The organism is Campylobacter troglodytis (assembly GCF_006864425.1).
GTDB classification, from domain to species: Bacteria; Campylobacterota; Campylobacteria; order Campylobacterales; family Campylobacteraceae; genus Campylobacter_D; species Campylobacter_D troglodytis.
In genome coordinates this window covers 1-1,042 of the sequence record NZ_QHLI01000167.1, presented here as the reverse complement: position 1 = coordinate 1,042, position 1,042 = coordinate 1, and the positions used below count along the sequence as shown (strand labels likewise).

At 32.8% G+C, this 1,042-nt stretch carries 1 pseudogene; it reads left to right on the top strand.

The window, feature by feature from the left end:
• Positions 1–684, top strand: a pseudogene (locus DMC01_RS14120) (hypothetical protein); the annotation flags it as partial.
• Between the last annotated feature and the right edge of the window lie 358 nt (positions 685–1,042).

Below are 1,042 nucleotides of genomic sequence, written 5' to 3'. Positions count from 1 at the left end.
CAGGTTGAATTTCTAAGCTTACAGCTTACAGGTGGTATGTATGAAAAGAATTCAATAGGAATGTCTTATGAATTTAAAGCCTATGCAGAGCGATCTGAGCTTGGACTTGATGGCATACATAAAAATCAACTAAGGGCTATGCAAATAAAAGAATTTGCCAAAAATCCTCCTTATGATAGCTTTGGTATGCTTCCTTATTTAGATGAGATGATAGGGGTGGATTGGGTTTTTGACATGAATACCTATAATTTTGCTTATGATGGAAGAGGTTTGATTCCAAATGTGCTGTATAAAGATATAAAAAATGGCAAACTAAAGGATCCAAGAGATAAGGACTCTACACCTGAGAGTAGAAAGGAATTTGACAGACAAATGAGTTCTTACACAGGATCAAATTTATATAGATATGATGCTGATATACCTAATGAATGGAGCGAAGATGAGGCTAAATTATTAATGGATGTCTTGCTCTTAGAAGCAAATCTTGCAGCCTTAACCCCGCCTCAGGGCTATCCTAATGCACCGTTTTATTATACACCTGAAAGACTTGAAAGCATATACAAAAATGCAAAGCTTGATAAGCGTAAAAACCCTACCATACCAGCCATATACAAAGAACATTTCCCCCAATATCTTAGAGATGAAATAGAAGCTTACGCAAAAAAGCATAATATAAAGGATTAATCCCAATCAAGCAGATCTAAGATAAAAGCTGCTTTAAACTGTGATTTAAATAGAAAAAACAAATGGCTCAAAACAACTTAATCTCAAATAAATGAGTTTTAATTTATGATTTATAAGGTGAAAAACAAGTCAATCGTTTCAAAAATTTCAAAGGCTAAGCTTAAAGCAACTGCTAAATTTTGCTCACACCCTTGCAAAAAAATTCAAAACAACAAAAGTTGCAAAAATTTATCATACTTCACAAAAGGGACACATAAATTCACAGCAATACTAAAAATTTAAGCACAAAAAAGCAAAACAAGGATTTAAAATTCAAAAAGCCTTGCTTGGCTTGCTTAAAATGAATAAAAGCTTTTTT